Genomic DNA, 16,599 nt, shown 5'->3' on the forward strand with positions numbered 1-16,599 from the left:
TTGGCGGTGCTTTAACATGGTTCCGGTATCATCAGCCTCAATTTCATCAAATTTTGCGGGGCGCGCATGACGACACAGACAAGGCGGTTCGACGAGCCCGGCATGGACCACCTCGACGATGCCCCGCCCCAGGAAATGGAACTGCTGCGCCGGCAGCTGGAAGAACGCATCGGCCGTTCCCTGGCGCAGAGCCCGGACCAGGCCGATCTGCTGGCGCGGGCGATGCGCGCCGCTGCGCTCGGCGCCGGCAAGCGCATGCGTCCGCTTCTGCTGATGCTGGTGGCGCGCGACCTCGGCTGCGATTCGCCGGCCCTGGTCGACGTCGCCTGCGCGGTCGAGATGGTGCATGCGGCCTCGCTGATCCTCGACGACATGCCGTGCATGGACAATGCCATGCTCCGCCGCGGCAAGCCCACCGTGCACGTGCAGTTCGGCGAGGACGTCGCGATCCTGGCCGCCATCGGCCTGCTCAGCCGCGCCTTCGGCATCCTGGCCTCGGCCCCGGAAATCCCGGCTCCGATTCGCGCCCGCCTGGTGGCCAGGCTGTCCGAGACGATCGGCGACCAGGGCCTGGTCAAGGGCCAGTTCCTCGATCTGCGTGGCGGCCAGCGCAGCGCGCACGAGATCGCCGTGACGAACGAGCTGAAGACCGGCGTGCTGCTGGGCGTGGCGGTCGACATGGCCGCCATCATCGCCGAAACTGACGACTGCGTGGCGGCGTCCCTGCGTGCCTTCGCGCTGGCGGCCGGCCACGCCTTCCAGATCCGCGACGACTTCCAGGACGGCGCCGGCAACGACAGCGCCGTCACCGGCAAGGACACCGGCAGGGACCTCGGCAAGGCCACCCTGGTCAACACCGTGGGCCATGACGAGGCGCGCCGGCAGCTGGGCCGCCACCTCCTCGATGCCGAGCGCCACCTGAACGCGGCGCTGGGCGGCAAGGGCCACACGCGCCGCTTCGTTGCCGGCTTGTTCGCCAAGACCCATCCGGGCATGGCGTTCGCGTCCGCCACCCACCGCCACACCGCCGGCGCCGGGGTGAGCCTGGTGCGCCACTGACACCGGACGGGACGGCGCATGGCCCACTTCGGCGTGGTCGCACCGGCGTTCTACAGCCACTTCAGCGCGCTGTCGGCGCTGGCGCTCGAACTGATCGCGCGTGGACACCGCGTGAGCTTCCTGCAGCGTCCGGACGGCGCCGCCTTGCTGAAGGATGGCCGCATCGGCTTTCACGCGGTGGGTGCCAGCACCCATCCGCCCGGTTCGCTGGCCGCCGCGCTGCGGCGCGGCGCCAATCCCGGCGGTCCGCTCGGGCTGCGCCGGGTCATCCTCGACATGGCGGGCGGCACCGGCATGCTGTGCCGCGAACTGCCGGCCGCGCTGGAATCCTTGCACGTCGATGCCCTCATCGCCGACCAGATGGAAGCGGCCGGCGGCCTGGTCGCCGAAGCGCTCGGGCTGCCCTTCGTCTCGGTCGCCTGCGCGCTGCCGGTCAACCGCGAGCCCGGCATCCCGCTGCCCGTGATGCCCTTCGCCCACGGCGACAGCGAGCGGGCAAGGCAGGTGGTGGAGGGCAGCACCCGCGTCTACGACTGGATGATGGGCCCGCACCGCGAGGCGATCGACGCCCACTCGCGCCGGCTCGGCATCGGCGCGCGCGGCGCCCTGCACGAATGCCTGTCGCCCCTGGCCCAGCTCAGCCAGACCATCGCCGCCTTCGACTTTCCGCGCCGCGCGCTGCCGCCGCATTTCCACCACGTCGGGCCGCTGCGCTCCGCGGACGATGCGGGCGCGGCGGTGCCCGCGCCGATGCCTGAAACCATGTTCGAGCAAGAGCGCGGCCGGCCCTTCGTGTTCGCCTCGCTCGGCACCCTGCAGGGCCAGCGTTTCGGCCTGTTCAAGCGCATCGCCAAGGCCTGCCGCCGGCTCGACGCCCAGCTGCTGGTGGCCCATTGCGGCGGGCTCGGCGCGGCCCAGGAACAGGCCCTGCGGCATGCCGGCGCCACCCGGGTGTGCGCCTTCGCCCCGCAGCGGGAGGTGCTGGCACGCGCCGACGCCGTGGTCTCGCACGCCGGCCTGAACACGGTCATGGATGCGATCGCGGCGCGCACTCCGATCCTGGCGCTGCCGATCGCCTTCGACCAGCCGGGCGCAGCGAGCCGCATCGTGCACGCCGGGATCGGCTTGCGCGCCTCGGCCCGGTTGGCCGGCGCCGCCAGCCTGGAGCGCCAGCTGCGCCGCCTGCTCGAGGAGCCGCAGTTTGGCGCGCGGATCGATGCGATGGCCACGCAGCTGGCCCGCGCCGGCGGTACGCCGCGCGCAGCCGACATCGTCGAGGCGGCCGTGGGCCTGCGCCGCAGCCGGGGCCGGAACGCCGAGGCCAGCGCCGGCGCGGGACCGGCATGAGCAAGCCGGCCTGGGACCTGATCCTGGCCGGCGGCGGCCTGGCGAACGGCCTGATCGCCTGGCGCCTGCGGATGAACAAGCCCGGCCTGCGCATCCTGCTGCTCGAGCAGGGCGAACGCCTGGGCGGCAACCACACCTGGTCCTTCCACGACGGCGACCTGGACGCCGGCCAGCAGGCCTGGATCGCGCCGCTGGTGTCGCACCGCTGGCCGCGCCACGAGGTCGTGTTTCCGGAGCACGCGCGCACGCTGGACGGCGGCTATGCCAGCATCGCATCGAGCGACTTCGCGCGCGTCATCGAACCGGCGCTCGGCCCGGCGCTGCGGCTGCGGGCGCGCATCGCCGGCATCGCGCCGACCCGGGTCGAGCTGGCCGATGGCGAGGTGCTGGAAGCGCGCGCCGTGATCGACGGACGCGGCATGCGGCCGAGCGGCCGGCTGGCGCTGGGCTGCCAGACTTTCCTTGGCCAGGAAGTGCGGCTCGCCGAAGCGCATGGACTGCGGCACCCCGTCATCATGGATGCCGGCGCGCGGGTAGACCAGCAGGGCGGCTACCGCTTCGTCTACGTGCTGCCCTTCGATACTCACCGCCTGCTGATCGAGGACACCCACTACGTCGACAGCACCGCCTGGGAGCCCGGGCGCCTGCGTGCCAACATCGCCGCCTACGCGCAAGCGCGCGGCTGGCGCATCGCCGAGGTGCTGCGCGAGGAGGAGGGCCGGCTGCCGATCGTGCTGGCCGGAGACTTCGACGCCTACTGGAACGACCTGGCCGGCCAGCCCAGCGCCGGCCTGCGCGCCGGCTTGTTCCACTCGACCACCGGCTACTCCTTGCCGCATGCGGTGCGCCTTGGCGAGCGCATCGCCGGCCTGCGCGATATCGACGCGGCCGGCCTGTTCGCCGCCATCCGCGACGAAGCCGCGCGGGAATGGCGGCGCCAGCGCTTCTTCCGGCTGCTGAACCGCATGCTGTTTTTGGCCGGCAGCCCAAACCAGCGCTGGCGCGTGATGCAGCGCTTCTATCGCCTGCCGGCTTCCCTGATCACGCACTTCTACGCCGGTCGCCTGAGCTTGAAAGACAAGGCGCGCCTGTTGTCCGGCAAGCCGCCGGCTCCCGTAGGCCAGGCGATCGTTGCCGCCTGCAAGATCCACCCTCACCAGATCGGAACAGCAGAATGAACGCACGGAACATCGAACCGCGCCACGCGGTTGTCATCGGCGCCGGCTTCGGCGGGCTGGCGCTGGCCATCCGCCTGCAGGCCAGCGGCATCCGGACCACGCTGCTGGAGGGGCGCGACAAGCCGGGCGGGCGCGCCTACGTGTACGAGGACCAGGGCTTCGTGTTCGACGCCGGCCCGACCGTCATCACCGACCCCTCGTGCATCGAGGAGCTGTTCGCGCTGGCCGGCAAGCGCATCGCCGATTATGTCGAGATGCTGCCGGTGACGCCGTTCTACCGCCTGTGCTGGGAAGACGGCAGCCACTTCGACTACGCCAACGACCAGGACGTGCTGGACCGCCAGATCCACGCGCGCAACCCGGCCGACGTCGCAGGCTACCGGCGCTTCCTGGCCTACTCGCAGGCGGTGTTCGCGGAAGGCTACCTGAAGCTGGGTGCGGTGCCTTTCCTGTCCTTTCGCGACATGGTCGCCGCCGGCCCGCAGCTGGCGCGCCTGCAGGCATGGCGCAGCGTGTACGGCATCGTTTCCCGCTTCATCCAGGACGAGCAGTTGCGCCAGGCCTTCTCCTTCCACTCGCTGCTGGTGGGCGGCAACCCCTTCGCGACATCGTCGATCTACACCCTGATCCATGCGCTGGAACGCACATGGGGCGTGTGGTTCCCGCGTGGCGGCACCGGCGCCCTGGTGCGCGGGCTGGTGCGCCTGTTCGAGGACATCGGCGGGCGCATCGAGCTGAACGCGCCGGTGGCCCGCATCGACGTCGCCGCCGGACGGGTCGCCGGCGTGCGGCTGGAGGACGGGCGCGGCTTCGCGGCCGATGCGGTGGCCTCGAATGCCGACGTGGTGCACACCTATGCGACGCTGCTGGGCCAGCATCCGCGCGGCGCGGAGCAAGGCGCGGCGCTGGCGAAGAAGCGCTTTTCGAATTCGCTGTTCGTGCTGTACTTCGGCCTCGACCGCCACCACAGCCAGCTGCGGCACCACACGGTCTGCTTCGGACCGCGCTACCGCGAGCTGATCAAGGACATTTTCAAGGGCGAGACCCTGGCCGAGGACTTCTCGCTCTACCTGCACGCGCCATGCGTGACCGACCCCTCGCTGGCGCCACCCGGCTGCGGCAGCCACTACGTGCTGGCGCCGGTGCCGCACCTGGGCAACGCGCCGATCGACTGGGAAACGGAAGGGCCAACATACCGCGACCGCATCTTCGACTACCTCGAAAGGCGCTACATGCCGGGCCTGCGCAGCCAGCTCGTCACCAGCCGCATCTTCACGCCGCTGGACTTCCGCGAGCAGCTGAATGCCCACCTGGGCTCGGCGTTCTCGCTGGAGCCGCTGCTGACCCAGAGCGCCTGGTTCCGCCCGCACAACCGCGACGCCCGGCTTTCCAACCTCTACCTGGTCGGCGCCGGCACCCATCCCGGTGCCGGCGTGCCGGGCGTGATCGGCTCGGCCAAGGCCACCGCCGGCCTGATGTTGAAAGAGATGCGGGAAGGAGCGCCGGCGTGAACGGAGCCCTGCTGGACCATGCGACCCGCACGATCGAGGCAGGCTCGAAGAGCTTCGCCGCGGCCGCCAGGCTGTTCGACCCGGCCACCCGGCGCAGCGCGCTGATGCTGTACGCCTGGTGCCGCCACTGCGACGACGTGGTCGACGGCCAGGAGCTCGGCTTCAACGCCGCGCCGTGCCGGCAGGCCGGCGCCGCAGACAAGCTGGAAAGCCTGCGCGAGCAGACTCGCCGCGCCTATGCGGGCGACAACATGGCGTCTCCGGCCTTCGCCGCCTTCCAGGACGTGGCGCTGCGCCATGCGATTCCCCAGTGCTTCGCCTTCGACCACCTGGCCGGCTTCGCGATGGACGTGGAGGGTGCGCATTACGAGACCATCGAGGACACGCTGCGCTACTGCTACCACGTGGCCGGGGTGGTCGGGCTGATGATGGCCTCGATCATGGGCGTGGATGATGCGCGCGTGCTGGACCGCGCCTGCGACCTCGGCCTGGCATTCCAGCTGACGAACATCGCGCGCGACATCGTCGAGGATGCGCACATCGGGCGCTGCTACCTGCCGGCCCGGTGGCTGGCGGACGCCGACATCCCGCCGGACGAGCTCACGCTGCCGCGCCATCGGGCCGCGCTGGCGGTGCTGGCGGCGCGCCTGGTCGATCACGCCGAACCGTATTACGAATCGGCGCTGGGCGGCATCGCCGGCCTGCCGCCGCGTTCGGCCTGGGCGATCGCCACCGCGCGCAAGGTGTACCGGCAGATCGGGATCGTCGTGAAGCAGCGCGGGGCGCGGGCCTGGGACGAGCGGACAGGGACATCGAAGGCCACCAAGCTGCGCCTGCTGGCCGAAGGCGGTGTGCAGGCGCTCGGTTCGCGTCTGGATCGGTTCAATCCCGCGGCGCGTCCGCGTCCGGCCGGCCTGTGGCGGCGTCCCGGCGCGGCTGGCGAAGCGGCCCCTGGTGCAGCGCATGCAACGCCTTTTTGAGGTCCTCGACGGGCGGCGCGTACAGGAAGCCGAAGGAGACCGCGCCATCCTTGCCGCCCACCGCATGGTGCATGCGGTGGGCCTGGTACAGGCGCTTCAGGTAACCGCGCCGCGGCACGTAGCTAAAAGGCCAGCGGCGGTGCACCAGGCCGTCGTGGGCCACGAAGTACAGGAAACCGTAGGCCGTCATGCCGGCGCCGATCCATTCCAGCGGATGATGGCCGAGCGTGGCGCCCGCATGGATGAGGGCGATCGCCACGCCCGCGAACACGAGCGCGTACAAGTCGTTCTTCTCGAACCATCCGGTGCGCGCTTCGTGATGCGAGCGGTGCCATCCCCAGCCGAAGCCGTGCATCACGTACTTGTGCGCGACGATGGAAAACACTTCCATCAGGACCACGGTCACGATGAGGATGAGGACGTTGAGCAGCATGAAACCAGCCTACCATAATCGAAAGGAAACGCATGCCACGTTCCAGCCAGTTCCTGCAGAGCCTCCTGCTGCTGTCGCTCGCCGCCGGCGCGGGCGCCGCCACGGTCGAAGTCCACGTCTCGGCCGTTGCCGGCGGCAAGGGCCAGGTCAAGGTTGCCGTGTGTGACCGCGAAAGCTTCCTGAAGCAATGCGCCTACACCGCCTCCGCGCCGGCGCGCGACGGCGAGAACGTGATCGCGGTGCCGGGCGTGCCGAAGGGGACCTGGGCCGTGCTGGTCTACCAGGACGACAACGAAAACGGTCAGCTGGACCGCAACCTGATCGGCATCCCGAAGGAGAACTACGGTTTCAGCCGCGACGCCGCCGGCAAATTCGGCCCGCCGGGCTTCGACGATGCCGCCATCGAGGTCGACGACGGGGTGACGGTGGCCGCGGTGCGGCTGCACTGAAGCTGCCCCGGCAACGCCTGCGACCTCACCCGCGTGATGGGGCACCTGATCGCCGGGGCGGCGCCGGGACAAGTGAGCGGTTCCCGGGGCTGCGGAATCGGCGTATGCTTGCGCAAAACCCAAGGAGACCACCATGACGCGTTTGACCGCCGCGGATTTTGACCCGGAAGTGCTGGAACTCTTCGATGGCTATGTGCACGGGCGCCTGTCGCGCCGCGACTTCCTCGTGCGGGCGGGGCGCTATGCGGCTGGCGGCGTCACGGCGGCCACCTTGCTGGCGCAATTGTCGCCATCATTCGCGGCGCCGCTGGTCACGCCCGCCGATGCCCGGCTCAAGACCGGCTACCGCGAATTTCCGTCGCCGCAGGGCTACGGAACGGTGCACGGCTACCTGGCCGTGCCGGCCAATGCCAAGGGCAAGCTGCCGGCGATTCTGGTCGTGCACGAGAACCGCGGCCTGAATCCGCATATCGAAGACATCGCGCGCCGCCTCGCGCTCGAGGGTTTCATCGCCTATGCGCCGGATGCGCTGTTCCCGCTGGGCGGCTATCCCGGCGACGAGGACAAGGCGCGCGCGCTGTTTCCCAAGCTGGACCAGGCCAAGACCCGCGCCGACTTCGTCGCCGCGGCCCATGCTTTGGCGACGCTGCCGCAAGCCACCGGCAAGGTCGGCGTGGTCGGCTTCTGCTGGGGCGGCGGCATCGCCAATTACCTCGCCACGCAGCTGCCGGAGCTGGCGGCGGCCGTACCCTTCTACGGCTCCCAACCCGCAGCGGCCGACGTCGCCCGCATCCATGCGCCGCTGCTGATCCACGACGCCGGCAAGGACGAGCGCATCCTGGCCGGCTGGCCCGCCTACGAGGCCGCCCTAAAGGCCAACAAGGTGGATTACCAGCACTACGTCTACGCCGGCGCCGAGCACGGCTTCAACAACGACACCACCCCGCGCTACGACGAGGCGGCGGCAAAGCTGGCGTGGGCACGCACGATCGCCTTTTTCAAGGAAAAGCTGATTTAAAACAAACCGGGGTCAGACTCCCGATTTTGGAAATATCGCCAGAGCTATTGCCAGAGTTCGGAGTCTGACCCCGGTTTGAGGCAAAACAAAAGGCACCCGAAGGTGCCTTTGCGTTGGTACGAAAAACGGTTTAGACGTACGCCGCCAGTGCCGTTTTCATCTTCTTCAGCGCCGCCGTTTCGATCTGGCGGATGCGCTCGGCCGACACGCCGAATTCCTCGGCCAGCGTGTGCAGGGTCGCGCCCGAGCCGTCGTCGTTGGCCAGCCAGCGCGCTTCCACGATGCGGCGCGAACGCGGGTCGAGCTTGCCCAGGGCCGTTTCCAGGCCTTCCGACTGCAGGCGCACCGTGTCGTTCGCTTCCAGCACCTTGGTCGGTTCCTGCTGGTCGGAGGACAGGTAGGCGATCGGCGAAAACTTGTCGTCTTCGTCGTCGGTCGGCGCTTCCAGCGCGATGTCGCGGCCCGACAGCCGGGTTTCCATCTCGATCACTTCTTCGCGCTTCACGTCGAGCATCTTGGCCAGGTCGTCGACTTGTTGCGGCGACATGGCGTCCAGGCCCGTCTTGTTGCTGCGCAGGTTGAAGAACAGCTTGCGCTGAGCCTTGGTCGTTGCAACCTTGACCAAGCGCCAGTTCTTCAGGATGTATTCGTGCATCTCGGCCTTGATCCAGTGCATGGCGTAGGACACCAGGCGCACGCCCTGGTTCGGGTCGAAACGCTTGACTGCCTTCATCAGGCCGATATTGCCTTCCTGGATCAGGTCGGCGTGCGGCAGGCCATAGCCCAGGTAGCCGCGCGCGATCGACACCACCAGGCGCAAGTGCGACATCACCAGCTTCTGTGCGGCATCCAGGTCATTGTTATCCCGCAGCCGCTTTGCCAGCGAAACCTCTTCCTCGTGGGACAGCATCGGCAGACGGTTGACGGCCGAGATGTAGGCGTCGATATTGCCGAGATTGCCGGTGAAACCAAGTCCCAGAGCACGGCTGCCAACAGGAACCAATGCGGATTGTGCGGACATAGTCATTTTCCCTCGTAGAGTAATCTGTGCTGCATCGTCAATGTGCCCGAAAAAATGCCCCGAAGGCGCGATTTTTACGGCTTGTTACGGGATGCGGAACGTGTGCTTCAGGAGCCACTTACGTTCATAGTCAAACGTAATATTAGCACTCTCTTGAGGTGAGTGCTAGCCGCCACCATATCCCGGACGACGTCCTTAAGTCTTGTTAAAGTATTGCTCTAAGGAATCGAATTTCTGGTTTGATTCAACTGTAGAGCAGGTACGAGCGGTACAGTTGATGGAGGTCAAACGTGACGCTGGTACTAATTGAGTTCGGTAGAAGACAGGTTAGGCTCCTCGTGCTGCGAGGTCTGTGAAATGGCGCACCTACTCTTGTAGGCGTATACCCCGCCTCGGCTAGCGATTTTTCTGGCGAGCCGTAGACGGGTTAACGAAAGCGCAATCAGTTGAGACGTGCCAGGTGCCGCTGCACCGACAGCATCGCCCCCACCAGCCCCAGCCCGGCGCTGATGGCCAGCAGGCCGGCCAGGCCGAGCGGCGGCAGCGCCGTCAACTGGAATTCGGAAGCGTACAGGCGGGCGAATTCGGCGATCGCCGCGTTCAGCGGACGCAGCGCCAGGCTCACCGCGCCCAGCGCCACCACGCCGGCGCACAGGCCGAGCAGGGCTCCGGTGTAGTAGAACGGGCGGTGGATGAAGTTGTCGGTCGCACCCAGCAACTTGGAGACCGCGATCTCGTCTCGCTGAGTCAGCACCTGCAGGCGGATCGTGTTGAACACCACTGCGATCACGACCACGCCGAGGGTGACTGCCAGCAGCAGCAGCACCAGGCGCAGCACGCCCAGCAGGGCCGCCAGGCGCTTCACCCAGGCCGAGTCGACCTGCACCGAATCGACGCCCGGCAGGCCGCGCATCTGCTCGGCGATGCCGTCCACGCGCGCCGCGTCGGCGCGGCTGGTAAAACCTTCCAGCTTCATCACGTAGCTGTCCGGCAGGGGATTGTCGCCGAGGGTCTCGATCACGCCGGTCAGGCCGCTCTTGGCCTTCAGGTTGTCGAGCGCCTGTTCGCGCGGGATGAAGCTGAGCTTGGCGTGGCTGGAGGCGAGGATCTGGCGCAGCTGCGGCGCCAGCGCCTGCGCCTGTTCGCGCGGAGCATCGGTCTTCATGAACAGGCTGATCTCGGGATCGACCGAGAGCTGTTCCGACATCGGACGCACGTTGTCGAGCAGGGTCACGCCGGCGAACGGCAGGGCCAGCGCCACCGCCACGACCAGCACGTTGAACAGGAAGCTGCCGGGCGCCTTGCGGACTTGCGCGAAGGCTGCCCGAAAAGCGAAGCGGTGTTGGCGGAACCAGATATTCATGACGCACCCCCGGCCACACTCGCCACCAGCTGGCCGTGCTCGAGGCGGATCACGCGCGCGGCCGAGTCCAGAATCTGCTCGTCGTGGGTCGAAATCATGCAGGTCACGCCGACGGAGTGAAAGGCGCGCAGGGCATCGATCACGCGGTCGGCCGCGGCACGGTCGAGGTTCGCAGTGGGCTCGTCGGCCAGGATGATCTGCGGGCGGTTGACGATGGCCCGTGCGATCGCCGCGCGCTGCTGCTCGCCGCCGGACAGTTCCAGCGGCATGGCGTTGGCGCGGTCCAGCAGCCCGACCTTGTCGAGCGCGGCCCTGGCACGCTGTTCGGCCTGGCCCCTGGCGGCGCCGGTGACGATCAGCGGCAGCATCGCGTTGGCCAGGATCGAGCGGTCGTTCAGCAGGCGCTGCTGCTGGAAGATCACGCCCAGGTTACGCCGCAGGAAGGGCACGCCGGCCTTCTTCAACTTGCCGATATCGTGGCCGTTGACGACCACCCGGCCGCTGGTCGGACGCTCGACCGCGGCGATCATCTTCAGCAGGGTCGACTTGCCGGCCCCGGACGGGCCGGCCAGGTAGACCAGCTCGCCCTTGGCGATGTTGAACGACACATCGCTCAGAGCAAGCGCGTCGGCGGAATATTTTTTCGAGACGGACTGGAATTCGATCATCGATACTTACCCCAGCAGCGCCTCGGCGAACTCGTCGGCACTGAAGGGCTGCAGGTCCTCCAGCTTTTCGCCCACGCCGATGAAGTACACCGGCACCGGACGGGTGCGGGCGATCGCGGCCAGGATGCCGCCCTTGGCGGTGCCGTCCAGCTTGGTGATCACCAGGCCGGTCAGCTGCAGGGCGTCGTCGAAGGCTTTTACCTGCGCCAGCGCGTTCTGGCCGGTGTTGCCGTCGATGACCAGCAGCACTTCGTGCGGGGCGCCTTCCATGCCCTTGGCGATCACGCGCTTGATCTTCTTCAGCTCTTCCATCAGGTGCAGCTGGGTCGGCAGGCGGCCGGCGGTGTCGACCATGACCACGTCGACGCCGCGCGCGCGGCCCGACTGCACCGCGTCGAAGGCGACCGCGGCCGGATCGCCCGAAGCTTGCGAGATTACGGTCACGTTATTGCGCTGGCCCCAGACCATCAGCTGTTCGCGCGCCGCGGCGCGGAAGGTGTCGCCGGCCGCCAGCAGCACCGACTGCTCGAAGCGCTGCATGTGCTTGGCCAGCTTGCCGATCGTGGTGGTCTTGCCGGCGCCGTTCACACCGGCAATCATCATCACCATCGGCTCGTGGCGGCCCAGTTCCAGCGGCTTCTCGAGCGGGCGCAGCAGGTCGACCATCAGCTCCTTCAGCGCGGCTTTCACGGCGCCGGCGTCGGTCAGCTTCTCGTCCTTGACCTTGCGGCGCAGGCTGTCGAGCAGGAACTGGGTGGCGTCCATGCCGGCATCCGACATCAGCAGGGCCGATTCGAGTTCCTCGTACAGGTCTTCGTCGATGCGGGCGCCGACGAACAGCAGCGACAGGTTGTTCGAGGTCTTGGACAGGCCGGCCTTCAGGCGCGCCATCCAGGATTTCTTTTTCTCGGCTTCGTTGCCCGGACGTTCGGCGGTCTCGGGGAACAGCTGGCCTTCGTAGGCGTTCGACAAGATGGCGGCCTGTTCGGCCGTGCGGGTCGCGAGCGGATCCGGGACCTCGGCCTCGCGCGCGGCCGGCTCTTCCGGCTCCGCGGCCGGCTCGGCCGGCGCTGCGGTGTCGGGCGTCGGGACGAAAGTGTCCTCGCCGGCGCCGAACAGGCGGCGCAGGAAGCCCGGCTGGGCGGGCGCTTCCGCAGGCGCTTCCGGCGCCGCAGCAGAGGGAGATGCATCTGCGGCGGACTCGGCCTGGACGGGCGTCTCGGTTTCAGGTTTTTTCTTTTTGAAGAAACTAAACATGGATGTAGTCGGGGAGGGGAACTGCATGCATATGCCCGATTTTTCCGGGCATGTCAACGATCGCGGTATTCTACCAGAGCGTTGCGGCAAAGCCCCGTCCCGGTCTGGCCGCCAGGCAAGCCGTTTATCCGGGAAAGTGGTCGCACGGTGTGCGACAGCTCATCCATATTGTCGCTAGAATGCTGCTCATCAGTTTATACATCCATACGCTTACTGGAAAATCGGCGTCGACTGGTATAGATTGTGAACGTCCACAAAAAAATGCGTCCTATAAGGGATCATCGTGAAGATTCTGTCCAGGTACATCAAACGGCTTATTTCCGGAGACGAAGTGACGGACGGCACTCCTGCCTCGTTGCGCAATGTCGTCGTCTGGATATTCATCGTCCTGGTGGCAGCATTCCTGACCCATCCCGCGGGTGGACCGCGTGGCATGTTGGATACGCCGGTGCCCTGGCCGGCGGAGCTGGGGCTCGACAATCCCGGGATCTGAGCGCCGCACCTCATCTTTTTCCTGAACCTTCCTGCCGTCCTTCGGCATTAACCGGGGTCGTCGTCAACGGCCGTACGGCCATAAGGAGGGTTCACTATGAAAGGTCGCAAGTTTTCCTATGCACTCGTGCTGGCGCTTGCCAGTGCCGGCTTCGCGGCTTCGGCTGCGGCGCAGCAACATACTCCGCTGGCAGACCCGATCCCGGGCCTGATCCCGCAGAGTCCGGTCCGCATCGGTCTCGAAACCGTCATGTCGGGTCTGGTGTCGCCGGTCGCGGCCGCCGTCACGCCCGGCGACCGGCATCACCTTTATGTGGCCGACCAGCCCGGCCAGTTATGGCGCATCCCGATCGCCAATCGCGACGGTGACGATGACGAGGACCACGATGGAGACGGCCAGCATGCGTCGCAGCGGCCGGAACTGTTCCTCGACGTGAGCAAGCTGCTGGTCGCGCTCGGGCTGGGGCCGGGGAAATACGACGAGCGTGGCCTGCTGGGCATTGCCTTCCATCCGCAATTCAGGTTCAACGGCCTGTTCTATACCTTCACCTCGCAGCCGGTGAAGGGCCGGGCCGACTTCAGTACCATGCCGCAAGGCGTGGCGCCGAACTGCCAGAGCGTGATCACCGAGTGGCGTGTCCAGCATCCGGGCAAGCGCAACAGCCCGGTCGACCTGGCGAGCGCGCGCGAGCTGGTCCGCATCGACAAACCCCAGTTCAACCACAACGGCGGCGCGCTCGTGTTCGGCCCCGACCAGATGCTCTACGTGTCGCTCGGCGACGGCGGCGGCGCCGACGATGAAGATGTAGGGCATGCGCCCGGAGGTAATGCGCAAAGCCTGGCGCCTGGCAATGTGCTCGGCAAGATACTGCGCATCGACCCGCTGGGACGCAATTCGGCGAATGGCAAATACGGGATTCCCCCTGACAATCCCTTCGTCGGCAAGACAGGCGCCGACGAAATTTTCGCCTACGGCTTCCGCAATCCCTTCCGGATGTCCTTCGACCCCAACGGCCGCCTGGTCGTGGGCGACGTCGGCCAGAATAATATCGAGGAGGTGGACATCGTGACCGCAGGCGGCAATTACGGCTGGCGCGTCAAGGAAGGTAGCTTCCTCTTCGATACGGGCGGACCGAACAGCCCCACCGATCCCGAGGTCGGCAAGGGCTTCGTGTATGCCGACAGTCCCGGCATGCCTGCCAATATGATCGATCCGATCGCGGAGTATGACCATGCCGACGGGCCGGATGTGCCCGAGACCCGTATCGCCGTCATCGGTGGCTTCGTCTACCGCGGCCACCAGCTGCATGAGCTGCGCGGCCAGTACGTGTTCGGCGACTATTCGGGCGAGGCCAGCAAGACGCCGGAAGGCCACCTGTTCGTCCTCGGCAGGAACAACCGCATCGAGAACCTGGTCCCGGTCAACCGCAACCCGCTCAATATGGCGGTGCTCGGCTTCGCCCAGGACGCGCGGGGCGAGCTCTACCTGCTGGCCAACGGCACCGGTACCCTGCTGGGCAAGACCGGCGTCGTCATGAAGCTGACGCGCCCGCCACGCTGACGGGCATCGCCATCCCTTGCAGGCGACTGGATAACGGGGGCCAGCCGCTTGCAGGGATGGTGGATGCGAAACGGATGCTCAGCCGGCCTTCGCGGCCTCGGCATTCTTCCGAATCGTCTCCAGCGTCGCCCCCGGCGTGATCAGGTTGCCGTCATAGCGCAGTTCGATTACCGCCGGCAATTTCCGTTCATTCGTAAACGCCACCGCGCGCTGTAGCGCCGGCGCGAAGTCGGCCGTCTTTTCCACCACCTCGCCCTGTCCGCCGTAAGCCTGGGCCAGGGCCGCGAAGTCCGGGTTGTGCAGTTCGGTGCCCGACACCCGGCCCGGATACTCGCGTTCCTGGTGCATGCGGATCGTGCCGAACATATTGTTGTTGAAGACGATCAGGATCAGGCCGGCGCGGTACTGCACGGCGGTCGCCAGTTCCTGGCCGGTCATCATGAATTCGCCGTCGCCGGCGAAGGTGAGCACGGTGCGCGACGGATCGACGATCTTCGCCGCCACGCCGGCCGGTACGCCATAGCCCATCGCGCCGCTGGTCGGGGCCAGCTGGGTGCGCATCGGGCCGTAGCGCCAGAAGCGGTGCGCCCAGGTCGCGTAGTTGCCGGCGCCGTTGGTGACGATGGTGTCGCGGGGCAGCGCTGCTTGCATGTCCTGCACCAGCTGCCACAGGTTCAGCGGCGCTCCGCCGCCCGCGAACACGGGCGGCTCCGCCTGCCAGGCGCGCAGCTCGGCCCTGGCTTCCTCGATCGTGTGGCGCCAGGCGGAAGCATCGACCGGCTCCATCGCCGCCAGCATGCGCGCCGTTTCCGGGGCGCCGCCGGCGATCATCAGCTCGGCCTGGTAGACGCTGCCCAGTTCCTGCGGGTCCGGATGGATGTGCACCAGGCGCTGCTTCGGCACCGGAGAACTCAACAGCGAATAGCCGCTGGTCGTCATCTCGCCCAGGCGCGGGCCGAAGGCGATCAGGAGGTCGGCTTCCTTGACGCGCGCGGCCAGCTTCGGGTTGATGCCGATGCCGACGTCGCCGACGTAGTGCGGGTGTTCGTTGTCGAGCAGGTCCTGGAAGCGGAAGGCGCAGGCCACCGGCAAGCCGTTCGCTTCGGCAAACTTGCGCACGTCGGCGCAGGCTTCATCGGTCCAGGTGCCGCCGCCCAGCAGCAGCAGCGGCTTCTTGGCATCGAGCAGCATCGCGCGCAGCTGCGCGATCTGCTGCTGCGAGGGCGAGGCCTGCACCGGCTGGTAGCGGCGGGTGTCCGCCACCTCGGCCTTTGCCACCAGCATGTCTTCCGGCAGCGCCAGCACCACCGGGCCCGGACGGCCACTTGTCGCTACCTGGAACGCGCGTGCGATGTATTCGGGGATGCGCTCGGCACGGTCGATCTGGGCCACCCACTTGGCCATCTGGCCGTACATGCGGCGATAGTCGATTTCCTGGAAGGCCTCCCGGTCCATGAAGTCGGTGCCGACCTGGCCGATGAACAGGATCAGCGGCGTGGAATCCTGGTAGGCCGTGTGCACGCCGATCGAGGCATTGGTGGCGCCGGGGCCGCGGGTGACGAAGCAGATGCCGGGCTTGCCGGTCAGCTTGCCGTAGGCCTCGGCCATGAAGGCCGCGCCGCCCTCCTGGCGGTTGATCACGAAGCGGATGTTCGAGTCATGCAGGGCGTCGAGCACGTCGAGGTAGCTTTCGCCGGGCACGCCGAAGGCGGTGTCCACGCCGTGGACCTGCAATGCATCGACCAGGATCTGGCCGCCGGTGCGGGAGGGGTGCGTCATGTGCGTCATCCTTATAGATTTTGCTATCGGAACATTCTATGCGAGGGTGCCACAGCGGGCTTTTGAAATGGCGACACAAAATTACAGAAATCGCAGGCGCATCGAGTACAATGCCCCCGTGAAGCAGGCCAGACAGCCGCTGGCCGGCGCCGCAAGGTGTTGGCGGGAGGAAGGTCCGGACTCCATAGAGCGGGGTGACGGTTAACGGCCGTCCGCCGAAAGCCAGGCGCAAGCCGGTATAAGGCGAGGAATAGGGCCACAGAGACGAGCGTATTAAGTTACGGTGAAACGCGGTAACCTCCACCTGGAGCAATTCCAAATAGGCACGCGTTGATGTTGCTCGCGGAGCGTGCGGGTAGGAAGCTTGAGCGCCGGAGTAATTCGGCGCCTAGAGGAATGGCTGTCATAGGGGCGTCCCGCAAGGGAGACCACTACACAGAATCCGGCCTATCGGCCTGCTTTACACATAATTCTCGGTCACGA

General features: G+C 67.2%; 15 protein-coding genes and 1 other RNA gene. 10 read left to right on the forward strand and 6 right to left on the reverse strand.

Annotated elements, in window-relative coordinates; all coding sequences use genetic code 11:
* Nucleotides 1–102 precede the first annotated feature (102 nt).
* Genes ACI48D_RS09820 through crtB form a run of 5 tightly spaced genes read left to right on the forward strand, consistent with a single transcriptional unit; the run spans nucleotide 103 to nucleotide 6,075 of the window.
* The gene (locus ACI48D_RS09820; RefSeq protein WP_435571038.1) at nucleotides 103–1,059 is read left to right on the forward strand and encodes a polyprenyl synthetase family protein; all 957 of its coding nucleotides are present in this window, start codon (nucleotides 103–105) and stop codon (nucleotides 1,057–1,059) included.
* Nucleotides 1,060–1,077: 18 nt separating this feature from the next.
* Complete coding sequence (locus ACI48D_RS09825; protein ID WP_435571039.1) at nucleotides 1,078–2,406, forward strand: glycosyltransferase; 1,329 nt, start codon at nucleotides 1,078–1,080, stop codon at nucleotides 2,404–2,406.
* Nucleotides 2,403–3,584: a lycopene beta-cyclase CrtY gene (gene crtY / locus ACI48D_RS09830; RefSeq protein WP_435571040.1), complete on the forward strand. Its 1,182-nt coding sequence runs from the start codon at nucleotides 2,403–2,405 to the stop codon at nucleotides 3,582–3,584. Before ACI48D_RS09825 ends, crtY begins: the two co-directional genes overlap by 4 nt.
* A complete protein-coding gene (locus tag ACI48D_RS09835; RefSeq protein ID WP_435571041.1) occupies nucleotides 3,581–5,095 on the forward strand; it encodes a phytoene desaturase in 1,515 nt (504 codons plus the stop codon). The genes crtY and ACI48D_RS09835 overlap by 4 nt, the downstream gene beginning before the upstream one ends.
* The gene (gene crtB, locus ACI48D_RS09840; RefSeq protein WP_435571042.1) at nucleotides 5,092–6,075 is read left to right on the forward strand and encodes a 15-cis-phytoene synthase CrtB; all 984 of its coding nucleotides are present in this window, start codon (nucleotides 5,092–5,094) and stop codon (nucleotides 6,073–6,075) included. Before ACI48D_RS09835 ends, crtB begins: the two co-directional genes overlap by 4 nt.
* Here crtB and ACI48D_RS09845 read toward each other — a convergent pair.
* On the reverse strand, nucleotides 5,978–6,508 hold the full coding sequence (locus ACI48D_RS09845; protein ID WP_435571043.1) for a sterol desaturase family protein: 531 nt from the start codon (nucleotides 6,506–6,508) through the stop codon (nucleotides 5,978–5,980). The genes crtB and ACI48D_RS09845 overlap by 98 nt on opposite strands.
* Before the next feature lie 32 nt (nucleotides 6,509–6,540).
* On the opposite strand from ACI48D_RS09845, the gene ACI48D_RS09850 reads away from it, so the two are divergent.
* Nucleotides 6,541–6,957 (forward strand): DUF2141 domain-containing protein, encoded by a 417-nt coding sequence (locus tag ACI48D_RS09850; RefSeq protein WP_435571044.1) that lies wholly within the window; start codon nucleotides 6,541–6,543, stop codon nucleotides 6,955–6,957.
* Nucleotides 6,958–7,090: 133 nt separating this feature from the next.
* Nucleotides 7,091–7,975, forward strand: a complete 885-nt coding sequence (locus ACI48D_RS09855; protein WP_435571045.1) for a dienelactone hydrolase family protein — start codon at nucleotides 7,091–7,093, stop codon at nucleotides 7,973–7,975.
* A gap of 130 nt (nucleotides 7,976–8,105) precedes the next feature.
* Here ACI48D_RS09855 and rpoH read toward each other — a convergent pair whose 3' ends face one another.
* The 4 genes from rpoH to ftsY form a co-directional block, all read right to left on the reverse strand.
* A complete protein-coding gene (gene rpoH, locus ACI48D_RS09860; protein ID WP_435571046.1) occupies nucleotides 8,106–8,996 on the reverse strand; it encodes an RNA polymerase sigma factor RpoH in 891 nt (296 codons plus the stop codon).
* A 442-nt stretch (nucleotides 8,997–9,438) separates the two neighbouring features.
* Complete coding sequence (ftsX, locus tag ACI48D_RS09865; RefSeq protein WP_435571047.1) at nucleotides 9,439–10,359, reverse strand: permease-like cell division protein FtsX; 921 nt, start codon at nucleotides 10,357–10,359, stop codon at nucleotides 9,439–9,441.
* Nucleotides 10,356–11,027 (reverse strand): cell division ATP-binding protein FtsE, encoded by a 672-nt coding sequence (locus ACI48D_RS09870; protein ID WP_435571048.1) that lies wholly within the window; start codon nucleotides 11,025–11,027, stop codon nucleotides 10,356–10,358. The genes ftsX and ACI48D_RS09870 overlap by 4 nt, the downstream gene beginning before the upstream one ends.
* A 6-nt stretch (nucleotides 11,028–11,033) precedes the next feature.
* Nucleotides 11,034–12,284, reverse strand: coding sequence for a signal recognition particle-docking protein FtsY (gene ftsY / locus ACI48D_RS09875; protein ID WP_435571049.1), 1,251 nt, complete (start codon nucleotides 12,282–12,284; stop codon nucleotides 11,034–11,036).
* 283 nt (nucleotides 12,285–12,567) lie between these two features.
* On the opposite strand from ftsY, the gene ACI48D_RS09880 reads away from it, so the two are divergent.
* A complete protein-coding gene (locus tag ACI48D_RS09880) occupies nucleotides 12,568–12,777 on the forward strand; it encodes a hypothetical protein (protein WP_435571050.1) in 210 nt (69 codons plus the stop codon).
* Nucleotides 12,778–12,873: 96 nt separating this feature from the next.
* The gene (locus ACI48D_RS09885; RefSeq protein ID WP_435571051.1) at nucleotides 12,874–14,337 is read left to right on the forward strand and encodes a PQQ-dependent sugar dehydrogenase; all 1,464 of its coding nucleotides are present in this window, start codon (nucleotides 12,874–12,876) and stop codon (nucleotides 14,335–14,337) included.
* A gap of 78 nt (nucleotides 14,338–14,415) precedes the next feature.
* Here the strand turns inward: ACI48D_RS09885 and ACI48D_RS09890 are convergent, their stop codons facing one another.
* On the reverse strand, nucleotides 14,416–16,116 hold the full coding sequence (locus tag ACI48D_RS09890; protein WP_435571052.1) for a thiamine pyrophosphate-binding protein: 1,701 nt from the start codon (nucleotides 16,114–16,116) through the stop codon (nucleotides 14,416–14,418).
* A 120-nt stretch (nucleotides 16,117–16,236) separates the two neighbouring features.
* Between ACI48D_RS09890 and rnpB the strand changes: the two genes are divergently transcribed.
* Nucleotides 16,237–16,582: RNase P RNA component class A (gene rnpB / locus ACI48D_RS09895), an RNA gene on the forward strand.
* Nucleotides 16,583–16,599: the final 17 nt, after the last annotated feature.

It is taken from the genome of Massilia sp. LXY-6 (genome assembly GCF_051233485.1).
Lineage (GTDB): Bacteria > Pseudomonadota > Gammaproteobacteria > Burkholderiales > Burkholderiaceae_D > Telluria.

Excerpts from the sequence above, each read along its gene's own strand:
- rpoH (WP_435571046.1), bottom strand. The coding sequence starts at position 8,996 with ATGTCCGCACAATCCGCATTGGTTCCTGTTGGCAGCCGTGCTCTGGGA.
- crtY (WP_435571040.1), top strand. The coding sequence starts at position 2,403 with ATGAGCAAGCCGGCCTGGGACCTGATCCTGGCCGGCGGCGGCCTGGCG.
- ACI48D_RS09885 (WP_435571051.1), top strand. The coding sequence starts at position 12,874 with ATGAAAGGTCGCAAGTTTTCCTATGCACTCGTGCTGGCGCTTGCCAGT.
- ACI48D_RS09855 (WP_435571045.1), top strand. The coding sequence starts at position 7,091 with ATGACGCGTTTGACCGCCGCGGATTTTGACCCGGAAGTGCTGGAACTC.
- ftsX (WP_435571047.1), bottom strand. The coding sequence starts at position 10,359 with ATGAATATCTGGTTCCGCCAACACCGCTTCGCTTTTCGGGCAGCCTTC.
- ACI48D_RS09825 (WP_435571039.1), top strand. The coding sequence starts at position 1,078 with ATGGCCCACTTCGGCGTGGTCGCACCGGCGTTCTACAGCCACTTCAGC.
- ACI48D_RS09890 (WP_435571052.1), bottom strand. The coding sequence starts at position 16,116 with ATGACGCACCCCTCCCGCACCGGCGGCCAGATCCTGGTCGATGCATTG.
- ACI48D_RS09850 (WP_435571044.1), top strand. The coding sequence starts at position 6,541 with ATGCCACGTTCCAGCCAGTTCCTGCAGAGCCTCCTGCTGCTGTCGCTC.
- ACI48D_RS09845 (WP_435571043.1), bottom strand. The coding sequence starts at position 6,508 with ATGCTGCTCAACGTCCTCATCCTCATCGTGACCGTGGTCCTGATGGAA.
- ftsY (WP_435571049.1), bottom strand. The coding sequence starts at position 12,284 with ATGTTTAGTTTCTTCAAAAAGAAAAAACCTGAAACCGAGACGCCCGTC.
- ACI48D_RS09820 (WP_435571038.1), top strand. The coding sequence starts at position 103 with ATGGACCACCTCGACGATGCCCCGCCCCAGGAAATGGAACTGCTGCGC.
- ACI48D_RS09870 (WP_435571048.1), bottom strand. The coding sequence starts at position 11,027 with ATGATCGAATTCCAGTCCGTCTCGAAAAAATATTCCGCCGACGCGCTT.
- ACI48D_RS09835 (WP_435571041.1), top strand. The coding sequence starts at position 3,581 with ATGAACGCACGGAACATCGAACCGCGCCACGCGGTTGTCATCGGCGCC.